The 426-nt window shown below is 35.7% G+C and carries 1 protein-coding gene; it reads left to right on the forward strand.

What is annotated here, in order from left to right; all coding sequences use genetic code 11:
- On the forward strand, positions 1–357 hold a 357-nt coding region (locus WG67_RS08225; RefSeq protein WP_458694980.1), incomplete at its 5' end, for a TRAM domain-containing protein.
- Positions 358–426: the final 69 nt, after the last annotated feature.

Genomic DNA, 426 nt, shown 5'->3' on the forward strand with positions numbered 1-426 from the left:
GTAGAAAAAGTTAGATATGCTCAGGCTTATAGTTTTAAATACAGCCCAAGACCAGGCACACCGGGAGCGGAAAGAAAAGATCAAGTACCCGAAGAGGTTAAAACAGAGCGCCTTCTTCGTTTACAGAAATTAATTAGTAAGCAACAACTTGAGTTTAACCAGAGTATGGTAGGTAAAACTATACCTGTTCTATTTAGCGATAAAAAAGGTAAACACCAAAACCAAATTATTGGTAAAAGCCCATATATGCAATCAGTGTGCATTGATGATTCTGAAGATAAATACAGGGACAAAATAGTAAATGTGAAAGTGTTGGAAGCTCGGCAGAGTAGTTTGCTGGGGTGTGCATTTCACTGATTTTAAGCAGCGTTAAATATAAATCTTAAGCAAAGAGTATTGAAAAAATGCAATCATAATCTTTTTCAA

Origin of the sequence: Wolbachia endosymbiont of Drosophila incompta (assembly GCF_001758565.1) — a bacterium.
GTDB classification, from domain to species: domain Bacteria; phylum Pseudomonadota; class Alphaproteobacteria; order Rickettsiales; family Anaplasmataceae; genus Wolbachia; species Wolbachia pipientis.